Origin of the sequence: Phascolarctobacterium sp., from assembly GCF_045124115.1 — a bacterium.
Classification (GTDB): domain Bacteria; phylum Bacillota; class Negativicutes; order Acidaminococcales; family Acidaminococcaceae; genus Phascolarctobacterium_A.
Genome location: NZ_JBGVLF010000066.1, coordinates 58826 through 79610 on the forward strand (window position 1 = coordinate 58826; position 20785 = coordinate 79610).

The 20785-nt window shown below is 44.5% G+C and carries 17 protein-coding genes; all 17 read left to right on the top strand.

Annotation, left to right across the window (positions count from 1 at the left end; translation table 11 throughout):
- Window positions 1–47 precede the first annotated feature (47 nt).
- The 17 genes from ACJMM4_RS09995 (at window position 48) to ACJMM4_RS10075 (ending at window position 20785) form a co-directional block, all read left to right on the top strand.
- The gene (locus ACJMM4_RS09995) at window positions 48–1469 is read left to right on the top strand and encodes a TolC family protein (RefSeq protein WP_405384276.1); all 1422 of its coding nucleotides are present in this window, start codon (window positions 48–50) and stop codon (window positions 1467–1469) included.
- A gap of 398 nt (window positions 1470–1867) precedes the next feature.
- Entirely contained in the window at window positions 1868–6154 is a 4287-nt protein-coding gene (locus tag ACJMM4_RS10000; RefSeq protein WP_405384278.1) for a translocation/assembly module TamB domain-containing protein, read from the top strand.
- Window positions 6155–6180: 26 nt separating this feature from the next.
- Window positions 6181–6816: a sigma-70 family RNA polymerase sigma factor gene (locus ACJMM4_RS10005; RefSeq protein ID WP_405380420.1), complete on the top strand. Its 636-nt coding sequence runs from the start codon at window positions 6181–6183 to the stop codon at window positions 6814–6816.
- A 148-nt stretch (window positions 6817–6964) separates the two neighbouring features.
- Window positions 6965–7453 carry a hypothetical protein gene (locus ACJMM4_RS10010; protein WP_405380422.1) on the top strand — a complete coding sequence of 163 codons (489 nt, stop codon included), beginning with the start codon at window positions 6965–6967 and terminating at the stop codon, window positions 7451–7453.
- A 20-nt stretch (window positions 7454–7473) separates the two neighbouring features.
- Window positions 7474–9348, top strand: a complete 1875-nt coding sequence (locus ACJMM4_RS10015) for an outer membrane protein assembly factor (protein WP_405384280.1) — start codon at window positions 7474–7476, stop codon at window positions 9346–9348.
- 28 nt (window positions 9349–9376) lie between these two features.
- A complete protein-coding gene (locus ACJMM4_RS10020; RefSeq protein ID WP_405380426.1) occupies window positions 9377–10645 on the top strand; it encodes a hypothetical protein in 1269 nt (422 codons plus the stop codon).
- A gap of 93 nt (window positions 10646–10738) precedes the next feature.
- Complete coding sequence (locus tag ACJMM4_RS10025) at window positions 10739–11224, top strand: OmpH family outer membrane protein (RefSeq protein ID WP_405384282.1); 486 nt, start codon at window positions 10739–10741, stop codon at window positions 11222–11224.
- A 34-nt stretch (window positions 11225–11258) separates the two neighbouring features.
- Window positions 11259–12176 carry a hypothetical protein gene (locus tag ACJMM4_RS10030; protein WP_405380430.1) on the top strand — a complete coding sequence of 306 codons (918 nt, stop codon included), beginning with the start codon at window positions 11259–11261 and terminating at the stop codon, window positions 12174–12176.
- Window positions 12177–12203: 27 nt separating this feature from the next.
- Window positions 12204–12608, top strand: a complete 405-nt coding sequence (locus ACJMM4_RS10035; RefSeq protein ID WP_405380432.1) for an OmpH family outer membrane protein — start codon at window positions 12204–12206, stop codon at window positions 12606–12608.
- Window positions 12609–12694: 86 nt separating this feature from the next.
- Window positions 12695–13720 (top strand): UDP-3-O-(3-hydroxymyristoyl)glucosamine N-acyltransferase, encoded by a 1026-nt coding sequence (gene lpxD, locus ACJMM4_RS10040; protein ID WP_405380434.1) that lies wholly within the window; start codon window positions 12695–12697, stop codon window positions 13718–13720.
- Window positions 13721–13732: 12 nt separating this feature from the next.
- Complete coding sequence (locus ACJMM4_RS10045; protein ID WP_405380436.1) at window positions 13733–14623, top strand: lysophospholipid acyltransferase family protein; 891 nt, start codon at window positions 13733–13735, stop codon at window positions 14621–14623.
- Window positions 14624–14642: 19 nt separating this feature from the next.
- The gene (lpxC, locus tag ACJMM4_RS10050; RefSeq protein ID WP_405380438.1) at window positions 14643–15491 is read left to right on the top strand and encodes a UDP-3-O-acyl-N-acetylglucosamine deacetylase; all 849 of its coding nucleotides are present in this window, start codon (window positions 14643–14645) and stop codon (window positions 15489–15491) included.
- 2 nt (window positions 15492–15493) lie between these two features.
- Entirely contained in the window at window positions 15494–15949 is a 456-nt protein-coding gene (gene fabZ / locus ACJMM4_RS10055; RefSeq protein WP_405384284.1) for a 3-hydroxyacyl-ACP dehydratase FabZ, read from the top strand.
- A 246-nt stretch (window positions 15950–16195) separates the two neighbouring features.
- On the top strand, window positions 16196–17002 hold the full coding sequence (gene lpxA / locus ACJMM4_RS10060) for an acyl-ACP--UDP-N-acetylglucosamine O-acyltransferase (RefSeq protein WP_405379331.1): 807 nt from the start codon (window positions 16196–16198) through the stop codon (window positions 17000–17002).
- A 3-nt stretch (window positions 17003–17005) separates the two neighbouring features.
- Window positions 17006–17812: an LpxI family protein gene (locus ACJMM4_RS10065; protein WP_405379332.1), complete on the top strand. Its 807-nt coding sequence runs from the start codon at window positions 17006–17008 to the stop codon at window positions 17810–17812.
- A gap of 106 nt (window positions 17813–17918) precedes the next feature.
- A complete protein-coding gene (lpxB, locus tag ACJMM4_RS10070) occupies window positions 17919–19055 on the top strand; it encodes a lipid-A-disaccharide synthase (RefSeq protein WP_405379333.1) in 1137 nt (378 codons plus the stop codon).
- Window positions 19052–20785 carry an ABC transporter ATP-binding protein gene (locus ACJMM4_RS10075; protein WP_405379334.1) on the top strand — a complete coding sequence of 578 codons (1734 nt, stop codon included), beginning with the start codon at window positions 19052–19054 and terminating at the stop codon, window positions 20783–20785. The genes lpxB and ACJMM4_RS10075 overlap by 4 nt, the downstream gene beginning before the upstream one ends.

Consider the following 20785-nt stretch of genomic DNA (forward strand, 5'->3'; position numbering starts at 1 on the left):
ATATATGCTGACTGACCAGTCAGATGGGCGTGATAGGAGGTTCCCTGATGAATAGAAATAAATTAAGTAAGAGATTGCTGGCGCTTTCTGCAGCAATGACCATGGCTTTGTGCCAATCTGCTTTTGCCGGTGAAACTGTAGAGTTGAACCTGCAGGACGCTATGACCCGTGCTTTCAATACTAATCCTGCTATTTCCATTGCAGGCTATGAAGTAAAATCTGCTAAAGCAACCTTGGATGCTGCCCGCAGCAGCCATTTGTTCAGCATTAACGCTCAACACGTAACCCAGCGTGGTGGTTATGATGATGATCGTTATGCTACTACCATTGTAAAAAATGGTGGTAATATTGATTTGGTAACTGTAAATACTGGCAAGCAGATTGGCAATAGCCACACTAATGCTATTACCGCTTCTCTGCCCATCTACACCGGTGGTAAGCTGCGCGGCGCAACCCGTCAGGCAAAAGCCAACTATAAGGCAACTTTGGAAGGCAAGCAATTAGCTTATAATACCATGCGTTCCACCGTTACCAATGGTTATTGCACCATGCTGCAAGCAGATAATCTGCAGAAATTAGGTCGCGAGTCCGTAGAGCGTTTGGCAGATCATTTGAAAAATGTAGAGGCGCAATACGAAGTTGGCGTAGTTGCTAAGGTTGACGTACTGCGCAGCCAAGTAGAACTGGCAAATGCTAAGCAAAGCCTGATTCAAGCAGAAAATGCTTACCAAATTTCCGAAGCTAATTTGAACCGTATCGTGGGTCTGCCCATGGACACCACTTTGAAATTAGATAATATTCTGGACTATGTTCCTTACGAAAACGATATGGCTTATTGCCTTGATTATGCTGCTAAGAACCGTCCGGAACTGGAGCAGGCACGCCAAGGCGTGGAAGCTGCTAAAGGCGCGCTGATGGTTGCCCGCAGCGGGCATATGCCCCAAGTGGCAGCTACTGCCAGCCAAGCATGGAGCGATAGTAACTGGCCCGGTGATGAAAACGGCAACTGGGGCGTAGGTGTAAGCGTTAACTTCAACGTTTTCGACTCCGGTGTAACTTTGAGCAAAATTCATGGTGCTCAAGCTGATTTGGCTAAGGCTGAAGAAACATATCGCGACACTGTGGACGCAGTTAATTTGGATGTACGCTCTAACTATTTGGGTCTGCGTGAAGCAGAAAAACGCATTCATACTACCCAAACTACTGTGGAACAAGCGGAAGAAGATTACCGCATTGCCAAACTGCGCTATATGAACGGCGTTGGTACTAACACCGACGTATTGGATGCGCAAGTTGCTCTGACTGATGCTAAAACCAACTATCTGCAAGCTTTGTATGATTACAAGACCTGCATGACTGATTTGGAAACTGCTATTGGTGTACCTATGCAGTTCCCCACAGCTGTTACTGTAGAGCCCAAACTGGCGGAAGCAGAAAAGGCTGTTAATGAAAAAGCTGAAGAAGAATAAGTAAAATTAAATAGAAACCTCTATAAAGAGGCTGGGACAAAGCTAGTCATCGTTGCCATATCCCTAGACGAATCATTGCGATTTTAGCTCATGAGTGCTTAGAATCACAGAAGTGAAGCGAACCGAATAGCAAATTGTTTTGCGAACAAGATCGGCCGCGAGTCTTCGTTGTGATTCTGCACGAAATGAGCGTTAAGAAATCGCACGTGAGTCGGGATATGGCAACATGACAATATGTGTCTCAGTCTCTTTTTGCGTAAAACAGAACATAAATTTCTGCCGTATAAACAGGAGGATTGCTACTTATGTCGAAATAATACATGGTTACTTATAAATTATTTCGGCTTTTTGACATGCTTTTGTCACAGAAGCCTGTTAGACTTATAATGGTGATGTATATGAAAAAGTATTTTAGGTTCATAGGCTTTTTAATTGTACTGCTTAGTGCAGGCTATATATTTTTAGTAAACTCCGTCATGCCTCCCTATATTCGGCAGATGCTGCCGGTGGCAGAGCAGGTGGCATCCCAAATGATCAATGGCAGTATAACCATTGGCGACCTTACTTGGGATGGTGGTTTGCAGGCGGAAATAGATAATATTGTTGTCAAAGATGCCAAAGGTGCTAAGGTGGCAGAACTTCCTAGGACTATTGTGCACTTTCGTCCTTGGCGCGCCTTTAATAAAGGCGCTGCCGCTATCAGCAAAGTGGAGTTGATGCGCCCTAAGGCGTATTTGGTAATGGACGCAAAAGAGCAGTGGAATATGCAGAATCTGCTGAAGCCTTCTGATTCGGATGAAACTCCTTTTTATGGCTTGCTGGAAATCAGCCAAGGTTCTGTAGCTGTGATTACACCTCAGGGACAGTGGGAGCTTGGCATCAAGGGTACTGTTGACGGTGGAGCAAATCCTAAATTTGCTGTAGATTTGCAGGCGGAAAGTAATAGCGACCGCATGCAGGTAACAGGTTTGATGACTACTAAAGGCGAAGGACGTCTGGAAATTAAGGGTGATAAATTAGCGCTAGCACCCTACGCAGCATTAGCCAAGCATTTTGGCAAGGTAGAAGAGCTGCAGGGCGGGTTAGGTAAATACGCTGTGCTTTATATTAACGAAAAGGATAAGCGCAGTTTTTCCGGTGAAGTAGCTTTAGCTTCTTTGCAGGGTAAAATGGCTGCCAATGGTGAGCTACACAGTTTGAAACTGGATGGTCTTGTTAAAGCTGCCGATAATCTGCTTACTACTAAGAGTTTGCAAATCGCAGTGGACGGACAGTTGCTGCAGTTGGATTGTGCTGCAGATTTGCGCGATAGTGATTTGCCTAAGGGCGAAGGCGTACTGACTGCTGCTAAGTTGGAGTATGCAGGGTACAAAGTCGGCAAGCTGCGGGTACCTTTCCATGGCAGTAAAAAAGAAATTGTTTTAGAGAAGGCTACAGTTGCTTATGGCGGTGGGGACATTGTCCTCAATGCTACTTATGACGTAGATGAGAAAAACTTGTTGGCTGATTTGGATGTGCAGCATGTAACGCATACGCCTGTAGAACGTCCTATGGATGCGGTTACAGTTAGCGGTAAATTGGCAGTATTAGCTGCAGTTGGTGAGGAAAGCATCAAAGTACATGCTGCTACCGATGCTGCAGACATTAATTGGCGCAATCTGAGCATTAGTAAATTGGCTTTAGATGGCTCTGTCAATGGTGATGGCTTAAAGATTGATCATTTTAGTGCTGCTGCCGGTGAAAGAGGATTGCTTTTAGCAAGTGGTACTGTTGCTAAAAATGGGGCTGTGGACTTAAAAGGCCGGATGACGGACTTCCCTATTAACCCTGTTTTAGATTTGGCGGGGCAGGAAGGCAGCGGTTTTTGTTCCACCGGCTTTGCTATTGGCTGTACGATTACTGCTCCTGAATTTGCAGGTATTGTGCAGTTAAGCAATGCTACTATTATGCAGCAGCAAATCAAGGAAGCACATGGCTATATCAGCCTCAAAGATAATTTGTTGGACGTCAAAGATTTTACGGCACAAATGGAGCAGGGACAGCATATCCTTAACGGTAGTGTGGATTTGCGGGGCGAACAGCCTTACCTTGACTTGGCGTTAGAAACTTATGGCGTCCGTATCGAGCCTTTAATGCGTCTTGTTACCGGCGATGCCCAAGTAACGGGTAACGTGGATAACGTAGTACAAGTGCGCGGTACTCCTGACAAACTTCATGTTTATGGCGAAGTACATGCTTCTGATGGTAGTGCTGTGAAGCAGCTTTTCAACCGTGTAGATGGTCGTTATATTTATGAAAATGGTCGGCTGGAACTGCAGGATTTCCTCATCAGTGCGTTTATCGCCAGCATTAAACTCAACGGTGTTATGACTGCCGATAAGCGTTTGGATTTTTCCATGGAAGCTCAAAATGTTGACTTGGCACATCTGCCTATTAAAGATGAAACAGTGAACTTGGAAGGTCGGTTGAATGCATCTGGCCATTTGGGCGGTACTTTGACCACGCCAACCTTTGATGGTGATATTAACAGCGAAAAAATTTATATTAATGGCGAAGCGCTGACGGAACTGAAGGGTACTTTGACTAGTAACGCTAAGGAGAAGAACTTCTTGCAAGTTACTTTTAAACAGCCTTATCGCGATGATCCTTTGGAATATGGCATGTATGGCGCGGACTTGAACCTAGACTTTGTTCAGCGTACACTGCAGGGCAAAGTTATGATGGTTTGGGGCGATGTCGGCGGTTTGCTGCGTATGTCTAAGCAGGATTATGATATCAATGGCGTTCTGCAGGGACAATTAGATATTAATCCTCAAGGCAAAGGCAGTGGCATTATTATTAAGGTACAGGCGGATGATGTAAAGGTACATAACCTGTCCTATGCTCATGCTATTTTTAACGGTAGTTTAAAGAAGGGCGTGCTCTACTTTGATGATGTAAAGCTACAGGAACAGGAAGGCGTAGAAGATCGCGGCCTTATTACTGTAGCAGGTAGCGTTGACTTGCTACAAAAGCAGCTTGACGTGCGCATGGAAGCAGCTAAAGCAAATCCTGCCATTGCTACAGCAGTAATGAAGAACCCTCCGGCAGTTAGCGGTGAAATGGATATGCTGGTAACACTGGGCGGCACTTTCGCTAATCCTGCCGGTGAAGGCGCTTTAACTGTTGCCAATGGTTCCGTTGCGGGAGTGGGTTTTGATAGTTTGGCTGCATCCTTGAATTTAAAGGATGACCATATTAATTTGGAACAGCTGCAGGCGACTAAAGATGCTTATGGCGTCAAGGCTGCCGGTGATATCCCCTTAGATATTTTCCGTTCCAAAGAACAGCGCCGCAATCCCCGTGCGGAAATGAATATTACCATGGATTTAAACGAAGCACGTTTAGGTATTCTGCCAGCAATGACCAAGATGGTGGAATGGGGCGTAGGTGAAACCCAAGGACAAGTACGTTTGGCAGGTACTTTGGAAGAACCTTTGCTGTATGGTTCTTTGAAGGTAACTGACGGTGCTGTTAAAGTTAAAGATTTGGATACTGTTTTGGAAAGCATTAATTTGGATGTGGATTTCCAAGGCAATAATGTTCTGCTCCGTGATTTGTCTACAAAGTTGGGCAAAGGTAAGCTTAGCGCCCAAGGCAGTTATGCGCTCCACACTACGGAAGATGTAGCTTATAATCTGCAGATAAAGGCAGATAATGCTGAACTTGCTTCGCAAATTTTCACAGGTCGCATTAATGCTGATGTACAGATTGTGCCGCAGAAATATCGTGACCGTAAGCAACGTATCGGTAATGTACCGCCGCCCATTGAATATCGTCCTTTAATTAAGGGTAACGTTCGCCTTGATGATGTTTTGGTAAATATGCCGACCATCCCGGAAATGGGCGAAGGCGAAAGCAATCTGGGGATGGATTTGTCAGTACAGCTGGGTAGGAAAATCCACTTGTATAACAGCTATCTCTATGATATTTGGCTTGCCGGCGGTCTTGATATTAAAGGCAGTACCTTGTGGCCTATGATTGACGGCAATATCAAAGCGGAAAAAGGTACCATTACCTATCTGCGTACTGATTTCAAACTGGAAGACGCTAAACTGGTATGGATTACGCCGGGAAGCTTCTTGCCGGAAGTCAGCTTGACCAGTAAAGCACGTTTCAGTCGTTACAATATCTACATGAAGGTTCTTGGTCCTGTGGAAGAAATGGATTTGCAGTTGACCAGTGATCCTCCTATGGAGAGAAATACCATCGTCCGCATGCTGACCTTGCAACGCGATACTGCAGGTAGCAACGAAGTTACGAGCGAAGATATGAATAACCTGATGACTGTGGGCTTGCAGATGACGGTATTAGGTGACGTGGAAATGCTGATCAAGCAGACCTTGGGCTTGGACCAATTCCGTATTTATACGGGCAAGGTTCGTAGCGGTATTGGTTTTGAAAGCACACGTAATACTACTCAAGACTTGACTACAGACGAACGAAATCAGTATAATGTATTGGTAAGCAAATACATTGGCGGCAAGTTCCTTATTGGCTATACTACTAGTTTTGATGCTCTTGACAGAAGTGTTTTTGGACAGTATGATATTAGTAATCGTTTCAATTTGACATACTCTCGCAAGTATGACATGTATGATAAGACTGAAGACTGGTATGGCTTGGAATACAAAGTAAGCTTTTAAAAAATTTTACGGAAGGAGGTGGAAACATGCTACAAAGCTATTTGGAAGAATTGCGGAAGACGCCGCTGCTGGAGCCGAAGGAGGAACGTGAATTGTGGGAACGTTCTGCTCAAGGTGATTTAGAAGCTCATCGTAAGCTAATGTCCTCTTATCAACCATTGGTATTCAAGATTGCTTTTGGCTTTAAATTGCCGGAGGCAGAAACCATGGAGTTGATTCAAGAGGGCATGGTGGGGCTTTTAGAAGCAGCGGAAAATTACGATTATACACGCGGAGTAGCTTTCAGCCTGTTTGCCTCCTACCGTATCAAAGGCAGCATGGTGGATTATTTGCGTCGTAGTTCCGGCAAAGGAGTTGTCTATCTTGACAGTGAAATCAGTAATGGCTACACTTTGAGTGACGCCCTGCCTTCAGCTTTAGCTTCGCCGACGGAGTTGGCAGAGCAGCAATTGCTGAGGGAGAAGGTAGCTCAAGCCATGGATAGACTGCCGGTGAAGGAGCAGCAAGTGCTACAGGGGATGTATTTGGAAGATAGAACAGCCCAAGCAGTGGCAGATGCTATTGACGTAAGCCTTGGCCATGTGTATCGTTTGCAAAAGCAGGGGGTGCGCCGCATTCGCGGTATGCTGTCACGGTTTATTCACGATTTTAATAAAGAATAAGCTCCTACAGTTCTTTAAACTAGAAAAACAAAGTATTTAAGCGTAATTTAATTATAATTGCTCATAATGGAGCTATATGGAATGTTAAACTATTGGCGACGTTACTGATTGTCTTTACTGTAGTTTTTGTTAGGAAAGGAGTCCGAATATGGCTCAACCGGGGCAAGCATTGTTGCGCCGTATCCGTTGCATTAAAAGCAGTTTGGATAATGCGGAGCAAAGCTTTTTAGATAATAAGGAAATACGTGGTGAGCTTGATTTAATGCTGGCAGAAGCAGAAATGCAGAACTTGCGGCGCAAGAAGGATGTTCCTTGGTCTTGGAATCGTCAGCTTTTGGCAGGGTGCGCAGCGGTGCTGTTGGTATTAGCGGGCTTTGGTGGATGGTATTGCGCTAAGGACCATTACCTGCAACCACAAGAAACCACTACTGTTTATGTTCCTACAAGTAAGCCCAAGGCTGCAACACCGATACCGACGGTGCCTGTAGCGCAAGAAGCTACGCAGACAGCGCAGCATAATGTAAGTAAGAATCCTGTTGGGGAAGTAATTCCCAATAAACAGCAGGTTACTATATCCAACGCCGATCTCCATAAATTAGTGCGGTCGGCACGCGTGGAATTGAGTAATTCCAAATAAACCGTAAGGGGGAAATTCCATTGATTAAGAAAAACTTGTGGCAGCCTTTAACCGTTGGTTTGGCAGCTGTGCTGTTGGCAATGCCTGCGTACGCTGCAGAACCCCAAGCTTCCGCTGGGGACGCTGTTGTAGCTCAGACTGCACAGGGACAGAAGGAAGAAAATCGTTTGGCACCATATTTGGGCAAAACCATTACCAAGCAGATAATAGAAGGTTGTGTAAATGTTCCTGAAACTGCGATTAGAAGTGCTTTGAAAACTAAACCGGGTATGGAGTTTACCGAAAGCGGTTTAAATGATGATTTGAGCAGTATTTATGAAACCGGTTGGTTTTACGATTTGCGTCCTGAATTTAAACTAGTGCCTGAAGGCGTACAGGTTATCTACCATGTGTTGGAAAATCCTGTTTATAAGCAAACAAAGGTCAATGGCAACACTGTTATTGACGGTAAGAAAGTAGATGCCTGCTTTGATCTGGAAGCAGGTCAAATTGCTAACTTGAAGCAAATCAATAAGTGTGTGCAAAAGTTGGAAGAAGAATATCGTTCCAATGGCTATATTTTAGCTCGTGTAACTGACGTACACATGGAGCAAGACGGTACTTTGATGGTGTCTGTTAACGAAGGTATCGTAGAAGGCTTTAAGGTTAAAGGCAATTCCAAATGTAAAGATTACGTCATTACTCGCGAAATGAAATTGAAGGCTGGGAAACCTTTTAATGCTAAGGAAGCACGTCGTAGTATGCAACGTGTCTACAACTTGGGTTACTTTGAAGATGTTAACATCAAATTGAATCCCGGTCGCGAGCCTAACTCTGTAGAAGTAGAAATTTCCGTAGTGGAAATGAATACCGGTACTTTTGGTATTGGCGCAGGCTACAGTAATGCGGACGGTTTTGTCGGCATGGTTTCCATTGGTGATAAAAACTTCCGTGGTACCGGTGACAAGATCAACATCCGTTGGGAGTTCGGCGGCGAAGACAACAAGAACTATGACTTCAGTTATACTCGTCCTTGGCTGGATGATAAAGAAACCGCTGCTACCATCAATCTGTACGATATTACTAACGAATATGCGGACTACAATATCGATGGCGATGAAATTGCCCGTTACGATAAAAAACGTCGTGGTCAAGAGATTACCTTCAGCCGTAAGACCAATAACGAGTTCGTTAGCAACTACATTACATTGAAGAATCGTGACGATATTTATAAGGGTGAAGCTGATGGCTACGAAGGCGATACCGATCAATACTATGAAGACCAATTCTATGATCCTGCCAATAATAGTGTAAGCGGTAAGTATGAAACTTGGATGCCTGCTAGCGCTGCAGAGCGTCGTAAAGAAAACTTTGGCGTAACTCGTTCCATTACCTTTGGTCGTGTATTTGATTCCCGTGATAATATTTACGATCCCCATGAAGGCAAGCGTATTGGCTATAGCTTAGAGTGGGCCGGTGGTTTAGGCGGCGACTTTGACTTTACCAAAATTACTGCCGACTACCGTTACTACTACCGTGCCGGCGGCGAAAGCGTTTGGGCGTTGAACTTGGGCGCAGGCTATGCTGATGGCGATATGCCTCTCAGCCAGCGTTTCACCATGGGCGGCAGTGATACCCTGCGTGGTTACGAAGATGACCAATTCCGTGGCAACAGCATGGTAAAGGCTACGTTGGAATATCGTTTCCCCATTGTTAAGAAGGTGCAGGGCGTACTCTTTACTGATAATGGTTATGCGTGGGATAAGCGTCATGAAGACGAATTCGATTTTGGCCTGATTAAGAATAGCTATGGTGTAGGTTTGCGTATTAACTCTCCGTTAGGTCCTGTTAAACTGGATTATGGCTATGGTGAAGACGGTGGCAAGTTCCACTTTAGCTTTGGCGGACAGTTCTAAGGTGCTCGTTTAGGGAGCGTTAGCTACTATGAAGCTGAATAAAATGTTTTTAATTGCTGCAATGACATGTTTGCCATTGCAGCATGCTTTTTCTGAGACAATTGAAAATGTGTCCGTGCAGGTTGTGGACATTAACGGTGGCACTAGCCAACTGCTTCTTGAGAAAATGGATAGCAGTATGCAGGTAGTTGCCGACCAACTATTCTTAGGCAAGGATAGCCACATGGTAGAGTCTGCCAAGGATGATTATGTACGTTTGCTGGCGGAAATAGGCGACCGTGTCTTTACGGGCTACGAAATCAGCGATGTGCGTTTTGCTTCGGGGAGCGGTACGGAGATCGTCATGTACGCCCGTCCCTGGGGTGGAACGATTAGACAGCCTGAGATTGACTTGCAATTCTCCGGTGTAGAGCCTGAAACGGCAGCGCTATTGCAAAGCAGGATTCCTGCACTTAAAGCAGATTTGGAGCGGGCTATTAGCGGTGCCAGTGTGGATGCCGGCGATTGGGCAGGTGGTGTACTGCGAAAAATGGTACGGCAGCAAGTGGAAAAGCAGCTGCCGGAGTTTAAAGCAGCGGTGGATGTCGTGCAAGAACACGGCAAGACTGTGGTGCAGGTAGTAATCTATCCTGTAGGCCAGCTTGTCACTAATGTGAAGTACGAACTACGCAGCGAAGCAATACCCAATATTCTGCTCATGAAGTTAAAGTACAAATACGCGGCAGAATGCGATAAACTGCGTGGTTTGCCTATAGCTTACGTGAAAAATCATAAAGCAGCTTTGGAAAGTATGCTGACAGAAAAACTGCTGGCGGAGCAGCCTGTCCGTGAATTTAAGCTGCAACCCAAAGTAACCATTGTGCCCGGGACCGTTTTAGGTGTGACGATTATGATTAATTCGGATAAATACAAAGTATGGTTCGAAGGTTATGGTGATGTGGGACGCGATAAGGATAACCTTTCCGGAAAGGCACATGTAGGTAAATTCATTTCGCCTAGGGACGAAATTTTTGGTGAAGCGGAGCTGGTTTTAGATGACGTGGATTGGATTTTTGGTACTGGCTATACCCGTTACTGGGGCAAGAGTGCTTGGAGCTATATGCGGCGTATGCCTGTAGGCGATAATGATTACCGCTTAGAGTATAACCTGAGTCCTAAATGGCGCCTGCGGGCAGAGCATTTTTCCGGTGATGACCGTAATGAATTTGGTGTCCGTTATCGTATCCATGAGTTCCTTAGTGCGGAATATGTCTATGGCGGCGAAGAATTTTACTTACGAATTATAGGAAATCTCTAGCAATTCTTGAAAGAATAGCTGAAGACTGATATAATAAAGTATATTCGTATGTCACGAATTTTTTTGATTTTAAAGAAAGTAGGGATTTTGATTATGATGCAGCAATTGCGTAATCCTAAAAATGTTAAATTGGTTTCTCTGTTTGTAGCAGCAATTTTTGTATTGGGCTGCTTTGCTCTGTCTTTGACGCAAAGCGGTTTTGGCAAAACTGCTTCTGCAGCTGCCAGTGAGTCTGCTATCGGCGTGGTAAACTACCAAATGCTGGTAGCCCAAAGCCCTGACTTGAAGGGTGTCGATGAGGCCATGAAGACGGAAATCGAAAATGCGCAAAAAGATTTCAATGAAAAAAGTAAAACTATGAACGAAGCAGAAAAGAGACGCTATTATACTCAAACTCAAGAGCGTCTGCAAAATAAGCAAAAAGAACTTATGGATCCCGTAATCAAAAATATTGAGGCAGCTATTAAAAAAGTTGCTGATAAAAAAGGCTTGGTAGTTGTTGTAGAAAAGAGCACTGTAGTTTATGGTGGTCTGGATATTACTGACGAAGTTGCTAAGTCCATGCAAAGTGGTAAATAAGCATAGGCAATAACTGTGTCGAAGGAGGTGCTTTATGGTCAGAAAGAGGTTGCTGTGGGCATGTGCATTGCTGGCAGCCATAATGCTCCTTTCTGCTTGCGGCACTTCTACAGGCAGTTCCGGTGAAAAAATTGCTGTCATCAACTGGGAAAAAGCCGTTAGCGCTCATCCCAGCTATAGCAAACTGCAACAGGGTGAAAGGGTTTTGCGGGATTTAGTAGCGAAGCGTAAAAGTCAAGCAGAATCTGCTAATGCCCAGTTAGGCAGTTTGAACAAATTGCGTGCTTTGCGACGTCTTAGCGAGCAAAGCTATCTAGATGCTGATTTCAGTACTAGAATGGTGGAGCAGCGGGAGATAGAAAGCAAGCGCCTGCAGAAGTATTCTGCTGAAGCGGAAGCACAGGTGGATGCAGAACTAGCGCCCCGTAAGAAAGCTATTGAAGATAGTTATCAGTTGCAAATCTTCAATCTGCGTGCTTCGTTGGAAACAGTGCGGATGAAGCCTGCAGAGCGAGAGGGCTTGGAGAAACAATTGCAGGATGCCCAACATGAGCGGGGACGTCGTGTTATGGAGCTGGAAAAAGAAAAGCAACAGCTTTTAGCAGCGAAAATGGCACCGTATTTGGCAGAGTCTAAAGCGCGCATGGATGCGGCAGCTGTTAAACATCACCAAGAAGTGAATGCTATGCAGCAGTCTAAAGATGAACGCGATAAGGAACTTATGACTACTGCTCCTAAAGCTCTGAAAAATATCCTCTCCATTATGGATAGGGAGATTGAAAAACAACAGAATAAAAATGATAAACTGCGGGAAGCAATCAACAAGGATATTTCTGATGCAGCAGTGCGTTTAGCCAAAGAAAAAGGCTATACTGTCGTCTTTAACAAATTCAAAGCTAACCTCCGTGCCGACGATATTACGGATGCGGTGGTACGGAATTTGCCAAAATAAAACATTATTATAAGTGAGGTTTGAAAAATGAAAAAAATTATTGCAGGCTTGATGCTGGCAGCTGCTATGTTCAGCTTCGGTTGCGGCCGTAATGCTGAGTTCGGTGTTGTAGATATGCAAAAGGTAGAGACTGAAGCTCCTATCGTAAAAACTACTCAGGAAGACCTGAAAAAACAAATGAGCGAGCTGAAAGCTGCTATGGATAAGGATATGGCTGGTAAGTCCGGTGAAGAAGCTACTAAGGTTGCCGAAGATTATTCTGCCAAAGCTAAGTTGGCACAAAGCGAAGCACAGAACAAATTGAAAGCAAGCTTGGATACTGCTTTGAACCAAGTTGCTAAAGAAAAGAATTTGGGCGCAATTATGATTAAGGCTGCTGTTCCGCAAGGCGGCACCGATGTAACTAAAGATGTAATCGCTAAGATGCAATAATGCTGTGAAAGCGGGCGGGGAGGTCGTCCGCTTTTCGTGTACAATGAATCTGTTGCTGTACGCGAAAAATTATATGGAGGTTTGAAATGGAGAAGAGTGTACAAGAATTAGCTGAGTTTTTACATGGTACTGTAGAACACGATAATCCGGAATTAAAGATTACCGGTGTTAACGGTTTGGTGGAAGCGGGTCCTACTGATATTTCCTTTGCAGTTCCGCCCCATGTTGAACATTGCCATTTGAGTAAAGCAGGTGTTATGGTCCTGAGCCCTGCTGACCCGGAGCTGGACGGCCGTCCGGTAATCCGCGTAGAAAATCCGCGTGCAGCTTTTGCAGCATTGCTGGAGCTGTTCCGTCCCCAAGAGAATGTAGAACGCGTAATAAGTCCTTATGCTTTTGTTGCTAAGACTGCTAAGATTGGTGCTAATGTTGCTATTCAACCTTTTGCAGTTGTTGAAGACGGTGCAGAAATTGGCGATGGTACTGTAATTTATCCTCATGTTTATGTTGGCAAACGTGTAAAAGTCGGCAAAGATTGTGTGCTTTATCCCAACACTACCATCCGTGAAGAATGTGTATTGGGTGACCGCGTAATCCTGCAATCCGGTGCTGTTATTGGTGGCGATGGCTTTGGCTATATCACTCAAAACGGCAAGCATAGCAAAGTGCTGCAAACCGGTAATGTTGTTCTTCATGACGATGTGGAAATCGGCTGCAATACCTGTATCGACCGTGCAACTGTTGATAGCACTATCGTAGGTAAAGGCACTAAGATTGATAATTTGGTACACTTGGGGCATAACGATGTGTTGGGCGAAAACTGCTTGGTAGTTGCCCACGTTGGTATTTCCGGCAGCGTAACTGTTGGCAATAACGTAACTTTTGCCGGCCAAGTTGGCACTGTAGGCCACATCACTATTGGCAACAACTGCGTATTCGGCGGTAAGACAGGTATTACTAACAATGTTCCTGATAATTCCGTTATGGGCGGTTTCCCTGCTATGCCTATGAAGGAATGGCTGCGTCAAGAAGCTAATTTGCGTAAAGTTGGCGATATGGCTAAACGCATCAAAGCATTGGAAAAAGAATTGGCACAATTAAAAGAAAAATAATCTGGTGAGACTGTGTTAGGCTATTATATTGTTAAACTTTTTAGTAAAATAATGTGCATCCTGCCCAAGTGCCTGCGTAATTTGTTTGCCAGCTTTTTGGGCAGTGTTGCCGTGCTTGTGGTGCCCAAATGGCGGTTGCAGATGGCGGCAGCCAATGTGCAGGAATGCTTGGGTGTCAGTCCTGAACGTGCGCGCCAGATTGCAGAAGACAGTCTGCATCGTTTTGGCCGTATGGTAGTAGAAGTATTGCGCTTCCCCTTGCTGAACAAGGATAATATTGCTCAAAACGTCAAGGTTGAAGGCTTAGAATATCTTGAAGCTGCTTACGCCTTGGATAAAGGTGTCATTATGTGCACAGGCCATTATGGCAACTGGGAGCTGCTGGGTGCTACGGTAGCGTTGCATGGCTATCCTATGCTTTCTATTACCCGCAAGCAGAACAATAGCTATATGGACAAGGCGATCAATGAATTCCGCCAAATGGTTGGTCAAAAGGTTACTTATAACCGTGGCGGTCATGGCCTTTTAGCTATTAGCCGTATGCTGAAGGAAAAGAATTTATTAGGCGTGTTGTACGATCAAGATACTAATGATGACGGCGTCCACATCGACTTGTTCGGTAAAGATTCTGTTATTCCCATGGGGCCTGCAGCTTTGTCCCGTCTGTATGGTTCTCCTATTCTGCCCATCTTCCTCCATAACAACGAAGATGGAACTTGTACAGCCAAAATCTATCCTCCTTTGTATACTCCTAAGACTAAGGACAAGGAGAAAGATTTTTATGATGTAACCCGTCAGTTGGTTACGATTTTAGAGCAAGAAATTATTGCCCAACCGGAAATGTGGTTCTGGGTACATGACCGTTGGAAAGACGGTAGAAAACGGTTTGGCAAGAAAAAGTAAATCATAAAGGAGGATGAAAATGTCCGAGAAAATACAAGCAAAGCAGCACACTGTAGGAAAAGAAGTTTCCTATTCCGGTATTGGTCTGCATTCCGGCAAGGACGTATTGATGACCTTTAAGCCTGCTGCTCCTAACAGCGGCATTACCTTCGTGCGTACGGATTTAGAAGGCAAGCCTACCATTCGTGCAATTGTTGATAATGTCAGCTCTACTGTTAAAGCAACCACTTTAAGTGAAAATGGTGCTGAAGTTTTCACTGTTGAACATTTAATGTGTGCTCTTTCCATGATGGCAATTGACAACATCGTTATTGAAATGTCCTCTCCTGAGCCTCCTGTAACCGATGGCAGTGCCAAGGTTTTCTGTGAGCTGATTGAGGAAGCAGGCATTGTGGAACAAGACGCTGAGCGTACAGTTTACGCTGTAGATAAGGCTTTTGCCGTATATGACGGCGATCGTTATATCGCTATCCTTCCCTACGATGGTTATCGCATTTCCTTTACTTCCATCAATCCGCATCCCCTGTTGGGAACGCAATATTTCGATATTTTGCTGGATCAGGAAAGCTTTAAAAAGGAAATTATGAGCGCCAGAACAGTAGCTTTTACCAGCGAATTGGAAATGCTGCGTAAAATGGGTTTAGGTTTAGGCGGTTCTTTGGAAAACGTAGTGGTATTTGATGAGGAAAAGATTCTTTCTGTACCGCGCTTTGATGATGAATTAATTAGACACAAAATTTTGGACGCTATTGGAGATTTGTACTTGTTAGGGCCGATTAAAGCGCATGTAATAGCTGTAAAAACAGGACATGCGTTTAATTCCCAAATTGCTAAACAAATCCAAGCATATAGAAATAAGGAGGCTTAATCATGACTGTTTTAGATATCAATGAAATTAAAAAGATTCTTCCCCATCGTTACCCTATGCTGTTGGTAGACCGCATTTTGGAAATTGAACCTATGAAACGTGCAGTAGGCATTAAGAATATTACCGCTAACGAAATGCAATTCTTGGGCCATTTCCCCAATGAACCTATTATGCCCGGCGTACTGCTGATTGAAGCTATGGCGCAAGTTGGCGGCGTTGCTATGCTGTACCCTGAAGAAAATCGTGGTAAGATTGCTGTTTTCGCTAAAATCGACAATGTACGTTTCCGTAAACAAGTAATCCCTGGCGACCAAGTTGTTACTACTGCTGAAGTTACCAAGATTATGCGTGGCAACATGGGCATTATTCATTGCGAAGGCAAAGTTGATGGTAAAGTTGCTTGCGAATGTGACTGCACCTTTGCGATTATGGATCCCAAAGAGGATGCAAAAGCTTAATTAGTTCACACTGTTTGTATAGGTGCAGTAAAATTGCTTGTTACCATTTCGCATCTACCTAAGCAGATATTCCTTAAAAAAATATTAATGAGGTAGAAAACCAAAGATTAAAGAAGGTATTTAGCGATAATTGGTGAAGAATTTGCAAAATGAGCTGATTTAAGCGGTGAAAAAAACGCTGCGGGGATGATTATATACTATATCTGAATTTAATTGGATGATTAAATTTTTTGGGGAGTGAAAGTAATGAGTTCAGTGATAATGCCTGAGAGCGGTATTCATGCAACCGCTATTATACATCCGTCCGCTGTTTTGGGTAAGGACGTAACCGTAGGCCCTTATGCTGTTATCGACGAGGACACGGTTATCGGCGATGGCTGCGTAATTGGCGCTCATGTAACTATTCATAGATATACTACTATTGGCAAAAACAACCGTTTCTTCCCGGGCTGCTCCATTGGTGCAGAACCGCAGGATTTGAAGTTTGTCGGCGAAAAGTCTTATACCGTTATTGGCGATGGTGGTACTTTCCGCGAATGCGTAACTGTTAACAGGGGTTGTGGCGAGGGCGCTGAAACACGTATTGGCAACAATATTTTGATGATGGCTTATACCCACGTTGCCCACAACTGCATCGTTGGCAACAACGTTATTATGTCCAACGTTGCTACTTTGGCAGGTCATGTTATTGTAGAAGACCGTGCAGTTATTGGCGGTCTGTCTGCAGTGCACCAGTTTAGCAAGATTGGCCGCAACGCAATGATCGGTGGTATGGCGCGTATTGCTCAAGATGTTCCGCCTTTTATGATTTGCGCAGGCGATCCTGCCTTCGTATCCGGTTTGAACAGTGTTGGTTTGTCTCGTGCAGGGATGCCTGCAGAGCATCGTAGCGAACTGAAAAAGGCTTTCCGTATCCTGTATCGTAGCGGTCTGCCTCTGCAAGAAGCTATTGCTACCATGGAATCTGAACTGGAAGCTTACGAGCCTGTAGAACATTTGCTGCGTTTCCTGCGTACTGTAGAACGTGGTATTATTCGTACCCGTAGAGGTTAAGACATGGAAGTTATAGGCGTACTTTCCGGTATTGGTCATTTGCCTGTGGAGGTAGCGCGTTCTGCAAAATCCCAAGGTTATGAAGTTGTAGCTGTAGGTGTTGTTCCGGGGATTGATGAGGAACTGCCCGAAAGCGTAGATTTCTACTATGACATTAATATCGGCAAGATCGGTAAAATCATTTCTACTTTAAAGAAACACAAGGTTACTAAGGTCACTATGATTGGCAAAGTAACCAAGGAAGTATTGTATAAGGCAGGCGCTATAGTGCCTGACCTGCGTGCTATCAAAATTTTGGCCAGCGTGCCTGACCGTAAGGATGACACCATTATGAACGCTATCGTCAAGGAATTGGAAGGCGAAGGCATCGAGGTTATGGATCAGACTATCCTTATTAAACCTTTGCTGCCCGCTCCCGGCGTGCTGACGAAACGTAAGCCGACGGAAGCAGAGTTAGCGGATATGGAGTTTGGTTTTGAGATGGCTAAAGCCATTGGCGGGTTGGACATAGGTCAAACAGTGGTGGTTAAAAATCGCGCTGTTATGGCAGTGGAGGCCATTGAAGGCACTGATGCCTGCATCCTGCGTGGTGGTTATTTGGGCAAAGGCGGTGTGATTGTAGCTAAGGCGGCGAAGCCTTCTCAAGATCAGCGCTTTGATATTCCCGGCTTTGGTACCAAAACTTTGGAGTCCATGATTTACGCAGGTGCTACCGGTATCGTCATTGAAGCAGGTAATACCTTGATTGCCGAGCGCGAAAAGGTAGTTGCTTTGGCTGATGCACACAATATTACCATTTTAGTTAAATAAATTTCATATTTTTTAGGATTTTTTTAGCGGCTGACAGCGTATGTCAGCCGCTTTTGTGTTATAATGTAAGGTGAATAATTATAGGCTGTAGTGATGAGGAGAAATCATGGCTAAAATTTTAATCTCCGCCGGAGAAGCTTCCGGTGATATTCATGCAGCAGCTGTAACTGCTGCTATAAAAAATATAGATCCTGACGCCCAGGTCTTTGGCATGGGTGGTGATGCTTTGCGTGCCGCAGGCGGCGAAGTGTTATTTGATATTAAGGACCACGGTGTTATGGGCTTTGTGGAAGTTATCAAGAAACTTCCTGACTTGTTCAAGCTACGTAGCGATTTTGCTAAGGTAATGGATGAACGCAAGCCTGATTGCTTAGTGGTTGTTGACTATCCGGGGTTCAACATGAAATTGGCGAAGGTTGCCCACGATAAGGGCATTCCTGTTGTTTCTTATATTGCACCTTCCGCATGGGCTTGGAACAAAGGCCGTGCTAAAAATGTGGCTAAGATTGTGGACAAGGTTGCCTGCATCTTCCCATTCGAGTACGATGTATATAAGGAGGCAGGCGCACCTGTAGAGTTCGTCGGTCATCCTTTGGTGGATATTGTTCATCCCACTATGAGCAAGGCAGAGGCTGAAACTTGGGTTGGTAAGGATCCTGATAAGAAACTGGTTCTTTTGATGCCCGGTAGCAGGCTGATGGAAATAGAAAAGATGTTGCCAACTTTGCTTGAAGGCGCTAAACAGTTACAAAAGCAGTTGCCCAAGGTGCAGTTTGCTATGCCCCGTGCAGGCACTATTCCATTAGCAATGCTGCAAAGTAAAATTAAAGCTAGCGGTTTGGAAGTAAAGATTACTGAAGGTCATAACTACGATTTATTCAGCGTTGCAGATCTTGCTTTGGCTACCAGCGGAACGGTTACTTTGGAAGCAGCCTTGTGCGGATTGCCCAGTGTTATCGTTTACCGTACTTCCCCTTTGAATGCTTTTATAGCAAGACTTGTTATCAATATTCCTAACATCGGTCTGCCCAATATTGTGGCAGGCAAACAGATCCTGCCTGAACTTTTACAGGAAGATTTTACACCTGCTAAAGTGGCGGCTGCGGCTATGGAATTGTTGGCGGAAGAAAACCGTCCTCGTATAGCGGAAGATTTAGCCTATATGAAAAAACGCTTGGGCGAGCCCGGTGCGGTTGGCAGAGTTGCTCAACTTATTTTGAAAATTGCTGAGGAGAAGAAATGAATTTATATTTGCGTGCGTTAAGATATGTTAAGCCGTACATTGGTAGGGGCGTTTTTGCTGCTATTTGTACCGCTATTGCCGCAGGTGGCACAGCCTACTTGCCTTGGATTATCAAGGATATGGTGGACCAGGTTCTAAAAGAGAAGAACACTGAAATGCTCAACTACATTGTGGCAAGCATTATTGTGGTATTTATTATTCGTGGCATTGCCTTCTATGGTCAAAGTTATTTGATGAACTATGTGGGGCAAAGAGTGATTATTGATATCCGCTTAGATGTATACAAGAAGTTACAGCGTCTAGGTTTAAATTTCTATGACAAGAATAAGACTGGTACCATTATGTCTTATGTAACTAATGACGTTAGTGCTTTGCAGAGTGCTATGGTAGATAACGTAGTAGAATTGGTAACGGAAAGCGTTATTTTGCTTGCTTCTATTGTCATGATGATTTATTTGGATTGGCGTTTGTTCTTGGTAACATTCAGTACCTTCCCTGTAGTATTGCTCTTTATTGACCAATTTGGCAAACGTATCCGTAAATCCGGTAGCCGTATCCAAGAGGTAACTGCGGATGTAACTTCTGTGCTTCAGGAAACTGTTTCTTCTGCGAGGGTTATTAAATCCTTCGTTCGTGAAGAATACGAAATTAACCGCTTTGCCAGAGAAAATATGAATACTTTCCGTGCTCACATGAAATATGCCCAATTGTCTGCAACATTGACTCCGACTATTGAATTTGTAGCTGCCGTGGGCGTAACTATTATTCTTTGGTATGGCGGCAACAGTGTTATTGATGGCTCAATTACTGCAGGTAGCTTGGTTGCTTTCTTGACTTATGCTGTTAATATTTCCAATCCTATTAAGCGTTTAAGCCGTGTTATTGGTAACATTCAAAAAGCTTTGGCTGCAGCCCAACGTGTATTCGACGTTATGGATATGCCGGAAGCTATCAAGGATGCGCCTAATGCTAAAGCTCTGCCCCTGGTTAAAGGTAATGTCCGCTTTAATGATGTTTCTTTCTCCTACAATCCCGGTGAAGAAGTGCTTAGCCATATGAGCTTTGATGTAAAACCCGGGCAGATGATTGCCTTTGTAGGTCCTTCCGGTGCGGGCAAGTCCACTGTGGCTAGCCTGCTGCCTCGTTTTTACGATGTAACTTCCGGCAGCATTACCATTGATGGACAGGATATTCGTGACGTTACCATGCAGTCCCTGCGTGAGCAGGTAGGCATTGTGCCGCAGGAAACTGTGCTGTTCAATGGTTCTGTATATGATAACATTCTTTATGGTCGTCTTGATGCGACTAAAGAAGAAGTTGAAGCTGCGGCAAAAGCTGCTAATGCTCATAACTTCATTTCTGAACTGCCCCAAGGCTACAATACTATGTTGGGCGATAGAGGCGTAAATATTTCCGGCGGTCAGCGTCAGCGCATTTCCATTGCCCGCGCTATTTTGAAGAATCCGCAGATTTTGATCTTGGACGAAGCAACTTCTGCACTGGATACGGAAAGCGAACGCGTAGTACAGGAGGCTTTGGACCGCTTGATGATTGGCAGAACATCCTTCGTTATTGCCCACAGACTTTCCACCATCAAAAATGCTGATAAGATTATGGTTTTGGAAAAGGGCTGTCTAGCAGAAGAAGGTACCCATGATGAGTTGATGGCTAAGGATGGTCTTTATGCACATCTGTATAAGATTCAATATCGCAGCAAGGAAGCTCAGTAA